We start from the raw sequence: 6,004 nt of genomic DNA on the forward strand, positions 1-6,004 counted from the left end.
CAGATCTTCGTCCGGGGCGTGGTCATCAAGACCGTCCCCGAGAGCGAGATCGTCGAGACCCTCATCGAGGAGGCCATGCGCATCGCCGAGAGCATGGAGCAGCCTGACGAGGCCGACAGCGGGAAGCCCGTCGTCACCGTCAGCTGAGCGTCGGCCCCCCTGCGGGCCGGGGAGAACGCCGAGCGGCAGTCAACTCGGGTGCTCGGGCAATCTCCGGTTGAGCGAGAAGAGCCGACCGAGGACGGGCATCAGGATGATGTTCAGCCCGTGGAGGATCCCGACGACCAGCAGGATCCCGCCGATCCGCGCGACCTCGGACGTGATCTGGGCCGCCGTCACCTGGCCGGTGAAACCCCGCCACCCCTCGGCCTGCTCGAACTGCACGGTGAACAGGATGTAGGCGGTGAAGATCAGGTAGTAGACGATGTCGGTCAGGACGATGTAGTTCTTCCCGGTCTGCGGGTTGTCATGGAAGACGTCCGCGGCGTAGGCCCGCCCGAACCGCTTGATGAACGGGCCGAGCCACAGCGCGATCGCCACGAGTGCCAGCGTGGTCACCATCTCGAGAATCCACCAGGGCATGTCGAGTCCTCCGTTGCGTCGTGGGGTGAGGATCAGCACCGAGGCGGCGGCGGTCACGAGACCGCACGCCCAGGCAAGGACGGTGCGCCCGGTCCGTCGGCGGCGGGTGCGGTCGTCGGCGATGCTGTCGACGACCCGGGCAAACAGGTCGGGCGAGACCGGGCGGCCGTCGCCCTCGTGCAGGGCGTCGTGCAGGCGTTCCTCGAGAGCGCTCATCGCGTCCCCCCCCAGCTTCTGGCCCATCGCGCGCAGGCCTCGTTGCAGGTGTGTCTTGACCGAGTTCGCCGACAGGCCCAGGGATGCCGCGATGTCGGGGATCGACAGGTCGAGGTAGTACCTCAGCGCCACGCAGTCGCGCTGCCTGGTCGGCAGGGAGCGCAGCGCGCGGATGACCTCGAGGCGGCCCTCCTGGTGGGTGGCCCGTTCCTCCGCCGAGGGTTCGGCCGGATGGGCAGGTGGGCGGTGCCGGAGCGAGACGAGGCCGCGCCGGTTGTGGTCCCGGGCGAGGTTGATGACGATCGAATGCAGGTATGCCGCGGCGCGCGCCTCGTCGTGAATGCGGTGTCCGCTGCGGGCCAGCCGGATGAAGGCCTCCTGCATGAGGTCCTCGGCCGCCGTGCGGTCGTCGACGAAGAAGCCCGCGAGCGAGACCAGACGCCTGCCCTCGGTGCGAAAGAGCGAGACGACCAGAGCATCCACATCGATCGTCCGACCCCCGTGGGGTGTCTCGTTGAGTGCCTCGCCGGACACCGCGGCATACGCCTCCATCGTCACGACAGACGCGCGAGCCGGGGCGTCGGGTGACAAGCAGGTCCCGGGAAAGTTTGTGCCCCGGACCTGTCGCCCGTGCTGGCCGCGCAACCGTCGGTTCATGTGTGGGGCACATCGAGCGACAAGGAGATCAACCAGTGGACAGCGCATCGGCGTCCGGGGCTCTGCGCACCAACGGACGGTCCACCGGAGGCGCGGTGATCCGGCGCCATGCGGCAGTCGGCCTGTCGTGGGGGATCGCGTGGGGTGTCGCCGCCCGCATCTGGATGGGGCTCATCACCTCCGCACCGGAGTTCAGCTGGGAGGGTACGCTCTCGATCGTCGGCACGGCCGGGCTCGCGGGGCTCTGCCTCGGGGTCGTCACCGGAGCCGGGAAGGCTGGGCGCAGCCGCTGGTGGCGCCTCACGGCCATCCCGTCCCTGATGCTCTTCATGAGTCCCGGGCTGGTCTTCCTCCCGGTGCTTCTCCTGGGCGGCTGGTCGCTCGCCGGTCGCGGACCGGTGTCGGTGACGGTTCTCGTCGGGGGAGTCGGTCTGCTCGCTCCGTCGGGGCTGGCGTGGTTCCTCGAGAGCACGGACCCCACTGTCATCGCACCGAGGACCGCGCAGATCCTCGTCGGGGCCGCGGTGCTGGGGCTCGCCATGGCCTTCGGCGGGCGCGGGATGTTCCGCCGCGGCGACGCCCCCGGCACCGTGGTGGTCGACAGCGATCCGAACGACAGGCACCATGTACCTCGTGCTGCGCATCGGCTCTCCCGTGCAGGCCTTGTCGATCGGCGATCGAGATGAGGCCCTGGAGCTGTGCGCCCGTACCCCGGCGGCCAACGTCTTCGTCGCCTCACGGATCGAGGAGGGCGCCCTGCACTCGATGCCGGGATCCCTGTTCGGCTACCGCCCCGGCAGGGAGCTCGCGGGGGTGTGCTGGGTCTCCTCGAACGTCGTCCCGGTCGAGTGCGACGACGAGGCGATCGAGGCGCTAGCCACCCGGGTCCGGCGGTGGCACCGGGGGTGCGCCTCGATCTTCGGTCTGCGCCCCCAGGTCGAGGCGATGTGGGGCCAGCTGGCGCCGCACTGGGGCGCCCCCCGGGCAATCCGCGCCGTTCAGCCGCTGCTGGCCACCTCGACCCACCCGCGTGACCTCGGGGTGGCCATCGACCCGCGGGTGCGCCCGGCGCGTGGCCACGAGGTCGACATCGTGCTGCCCGCAGCCGCGGCGATGTTTACCGACGAGATTGGCTACCCGCCTTATCACGGCTCCTCCCGCGGCTACCGGGCCATCATCTCGGGGCTCGTCACCGAGGGACACACCTTCGTGTGGGTCGAGGACGGGGAGGTCCTCTTCAAGGCCGACGTCGGCTCAGCGGCGATCGGCGCCGCCCAGATCCAGGGCGTCTGGCTCGCGCCCAGGCTGCGGGGCCAGGGCCTCGGCGGTCCGCTGATGGCGGCGGCCACGGCCCTGATCATCGAGCGGGTCGCCCCGCTGGTCACGCTCTACGTCAACGACTACAACGCGCCAGCGCGAGCGACCTACCGCGCCATCGGTTTCGAGGAGATCGACACCTTCATGACCGTGCTCCTCTGAGCTGACCGTGCTCCTCTGAGCCGGGCCGGCGGCTGCCCGGCATACAGGTGGGAGTATGCCGTGGTGCCCCACCCGCGGGGCAGGCCCGCCCCCGGGTCGGGGGGCGGGCCCGCACGCCAGGACAAAGCCTGGGGCGAACCGAGGATCAGCCGGTGACCTTGGACAGGGTCGGGTCGTTGGCGTAGGCCTCCTTGGCGTTCTCCTTGGTGACGATGACCGGAGCGAGCAGGTTGGCCGGGACGACCTTGACGCCGTTGTTGTAGGACTTCTCGTCGGTGACCTTCGGCTTCTGACCCTTCTGCATGGCGGTCAGCATGGTGATCGTGTCCTTGACGAGGTTGCGCGTGTCCTTGTTGATGGTGGAGTACTGCTCACCAGCCATGATCGACTTGACGGACTCGACCTCGGAGTCCTGACCAGTGACGACCGGGACCGGCTTTCCGGCAGCCTTGACCGAGGTGATGATCGCGCGACCAAGGGTGTCGTTGGGGGACAGGACGCCGTCGAGGGTCGCGCTGGTGTAGCTGCCCGTGAGCAGCGTGTCCATCCGCTTCTGGGCGTTCTCGGCCTTCCACCCCTGGGTGACGACCTGCTGGAAGTCCGTCTGCTTCGAGGTGACGACCAGGGTGCCGTCCGTGATCTTCGGCTTGAGGACGTCCATGGCCCCGTCGAAGAAGACCTGGGCGTTGGCGTCGTCGGGCGAGCCGGCGAAGAGCTCGATGTTGTAGGGACCGTTGGGCTTCTTCTTGGCCATCCCGTCGAGCAGGGCCTGGCCCTGGAGCTGGCCCACCTTGCGGTTGTCGTAGGCGACGTAGTAGTCGACCGCGTCGGTGTTCTTGACCAGGCGGTCATAGGCGATGACCTGGGCCCCGGCGTCCTTCGCGGCCTTGAGCTGGGTGCCCAGCTGCGAGCCGTCGATGGCGCCGACGACGATGACCTTGGCACCCTTGGTGATCATGGCCTGGATCTGGTTCTGCTGCTCCGAGACGCCACCGTTGGCGAACTGCACGTCGGCCTTGAATCCGGCGGCTGCCAGCTGGGTGTTGAAGAGGCTCTCGGCCAGGACCCAGTTCTCCGAGGTCTTCTGCGGCAGGGCGACACCGATGGTGGCGTCAGCCGCGAACCCGGAGGCCGATGACCCGCCGGTCGCACCGGACCCGCCGGTGCCCGCGGTGTCGTTGGCCCGAGCGCAACCGGTCATGGCAAGGGCGGCCACGGATGTGACTGCCAGCACCTTGGCGAAGGGACGCATGTGCTCTCTTTCCTTTCGGCGCGTCGGCAATGACGCGCGGTGGTGCGTGCCGGGCGGCGCCCGGCACGAGATGGGGGGTGGTCAGGCGCCGCGCGAGATCGTCTCCGAGGTCGACTGGACCTCGGTCGCGGCGTTCGGTGGCGGGCTCTCCTGGACTGAGGAGCTGCGACGCATGTTCCTGGTGAGCATGCCGATGATCGACGGCTTGCCCTGCGACTTGTTGTAGACGTCGAAGGCGACCGCGATGAGGAGCACGAGACCCTTGATGATCTGGGTCGCGTCCGCGCCGATGCCGAGCAGCTGCAGGCCGTTGTTGAGCACGGCCATGACCAGGCCACCGATGATCGAGCCGATGACCGTCCCGACACCACCGGTGACCGCCGCGCCGCCGATGAAGACGGCGGCGATGGCGTCGAGCTCCCAGCCGACGCCGTCGAAGGGGCCGGAGGCGTTGGAGCGGGCGACGAACATCATCCCGGCCAGGGCCGCGAGGATCGCCATGTTCATCATGACGAGGAAGTTGATCTTCTTGCTGCGCACGCCCGAGAGCTCGGCGGCGTGGCGGTTGCCGCCGACCGCATAGATGTGGCGGCCGATGATGGTGCGGGTCGAGATGAAGCCGTAGAGCAGGACGAGGACGCCCAGGATGAGGCCCGAGACGGGGAAGGAGGTGCCCCGGCGGCCCGAGGCGAAGAGGAGGGTCGCCGCGATGATGGCCACGCTGACCAGCCCGAGCCGCAGCCACATGATCCACGACGGCTCGAGGTCGGCGCCGACCTTGCGCAGCGCGCTGCGGCTGCGGACCCCGCCGAACACGACACCGGCGACGAGCAGGAGACCGATGAGCACGGTGAGGTTGTTGTATCCCGTGCTCGGGCCCACCTCGGGCAGGTAGCCCGCGCCGATGACCTGGAAGTCCTTGCCCACCGGGATCGTGTTGGACTTGCCGACGAACTGGTTGGCCCCGCGGAAGATGAGCATCCCGGCGAGGGTGACGATGAAGGCGGGGATGCCGACGTAGGCCACCCAGACGCCCTGCCAGACCCCGATGAGGGCGCCGAGGGCCAGGCCGAGCAGGACCCCGACGAACCAGGGCAGGCCCCAGTCACGCATGGTGATGGCCACGACGATGCCGACGAAGGCGGCGATCGAGCCCACCGACAGGTCGATGTGGCCGGCGATGATCACCAGCACCATGCCGATCGCCAGGACGAGGATGTAGGAGTTGCCCTGGAAGAGGTTGATGACGTTGTCCGGCGTCAGCGTGAGGCCGCCGGTCCTGATCTGGAAGAAGATGATGAGCGCCACGAGGGCGAAGATCATGCCGAGCTGTCGGGTGTCGCCACCGAAGATCTTCTTGACCGTGTTCATGGGATGTCTTCCTGGGCTGTCTCGTGGTGGGCTGTCTCGTGGTGGGTGGGGGAGTCAGGCGCTGGCGGCGGTCGGTGTGGCGCTGCCCGCCGAGGCGCGTGTCATGAGGCGCATGAGCGACTCCTGGTCGGCGTCGGCCTTGGCGACCACGCCGGTGATGGCGCCCTCGAAGATCGTGTAGATCCGGTCCGAGAGACCCAGCAGCTCGGGCAGCTCGGACGAGACGAGGATCACGCCCTTGCCCTCCTCGGCGAGCTTCTGGATGATCCCGTAGATCTCGAACTTAGCGCCCACGTCGATGCCCCGGGTCGGTTCATCGAGGATCAGAAGCTGGGGGTCGGTGTACATCCACTTGGAGAGCACGACCTTCTGCTGGTTGCCGCCGGAGAGCTTGCCGACGCCCGAGGTCACGCTGGGCGCCTTGATGTTGAAGCTCTTGCGGTAACC

The 6,004-nt window shown here is 68.5% G+C and carries 6 protein-coding genes and 1 pseudogene; 3 read left to right on the forward strand and 4 right to left on the reverse strand.

What is annotated here, in order from left to right:
* A pseudogene (locus tag ACLL9L_RS01995) lies at window positions 1-147 on the forward strand (4-hydroxy-3-methylbut-2-en-1-yl diphosphate synthase); the annotation flags it as partial.
* Window positions 148-189: 42 nt separating this feature from the next.
* Here the strand turns inward: ACLL9L_RS01995 and ACLL9L_RS02000 are convergent.
* Entirely contained in the window at window positions 190-1,389 is a 1,200-nt protein-coding gene (locus tag ACLL9L_RS02000) for an RNA polymerase sigma factor (protein WP_411282969.1), read from the reverse strand.
* Between the two features lie 101 nt (window positions 1,390-1,490).
* Here ACLL9L_RS02000 and ACLL9L_RS02005 point away from each other — a divergent pair, with 101 nt between their 5' ends.
* Together ACLL9L_RS02005 and ACLL9L_RS02010 are read left to right on the forward strand one after the other, a co-directional pair.
* Window positions 1,491-2,141 (forward strand): hypothetical protein, encoded by a 651-nt coding sequence (locus ACLL9L_RS02005; RefSeq protein ID WP_411282970.1) that lies wholly within the window; start codon window positions 1,491-1,493, stop codon window positions 2,139-2,141.
* Window positions 2,080-2,934: a GNAT family N-acetyltransferase gene (locus ACLL9L_RS02010; protein WP_411282971.1), complete on the forward strand. Its 855-nt coding sequence runs from the start codon at window positions 2,080-2,082 to the stop codon at window positions 2,932-2,934. Before ACLL9L_RS02005 ends, ACLL9L_RS02010 begins: the two co-directional genes overlap by 62 nt.
* 145 nt (window positions 2,935-3,079) lie before the next feature.
* On the opposite strand, the gene ACLL9L_RS02015 is transcribed toward ACLL9L_RS02010, so the two are convergent.
* The 3 genes from ACLL9L_RS02015 to ACLL9L_RS02025 all read right to left on the reverse strand — a co-directional run.
* Window positions 3,080-4,186 carry a substrate-binding domain-containing protein gene (locus ACLL9L_RS02015; protein WP_411282972.1) on the reverse strand — a complete coding sequence of 369 codons (1,107 nt, stop codon included), beginning with the start codon at window positions 4,184-4,186 and terminating at the stop codon, window positions 3,080-3,082.
* A gap of 81 nt (window positions 4,187-4,267) precedes the next feature.
* Window positions 4,268-5,557, reverse strand: coding sequence for a multiple monosaccharide ABC transporter permease (gene mmsB / locus ACLL9L_RS02020; RefSeq protein WP_411282973.1), 1,290 nt, complete (start codon window positions 5,555-5,557; stop codon window positions 4,268-4,270).
* A gap of 54 nt (window positions 5,558-5,611) precedes the next feature.
* On the reverse strand, window positions 5,612-6,004 hold a 393-nt coding region (locus ACLL9L_RS02025), incomplete at its 5' end, for an ATP-binding cassette domain-containing protein (RefSeq protein WP_411282974.1).

Origin of the sequence: Lapillicoccus sp., from assembly GCF_046595215.1 — a bacterium.
Classification (GTDB): Bacteria; Actinomycetota; Actinomycetes; order Actinomycetales; family Dermatophilaceae; genus Lapillicoccus.

What these genes read in the sequence shown, in the direction of transcription:
- ACLL9L_RS02010 (WP_411282971.1), top strand. Translation starts at nt 2,080, where the DNA reads ATGTACCTCGTGCTGCGCATCGGCTCTCCCGTGCAGGCCTTGTCGATC.
- ACLL9L_RS02015 (WP_411282972.1), bottom strand. Translation starts at nt 4,186, where the DNA reads ATGCGTCCCTTCGCCAAGGTGCTGGCAGTCACATCCGTGGCCGCCCTT.
- mmsB (WP_411282973.1), bottom strand. Translation starts at nt 5,557, where the DNA reads ATGAACACGGTCAAGAAGATCTTCGGTGGCGACACCCGACAGCTCGGC.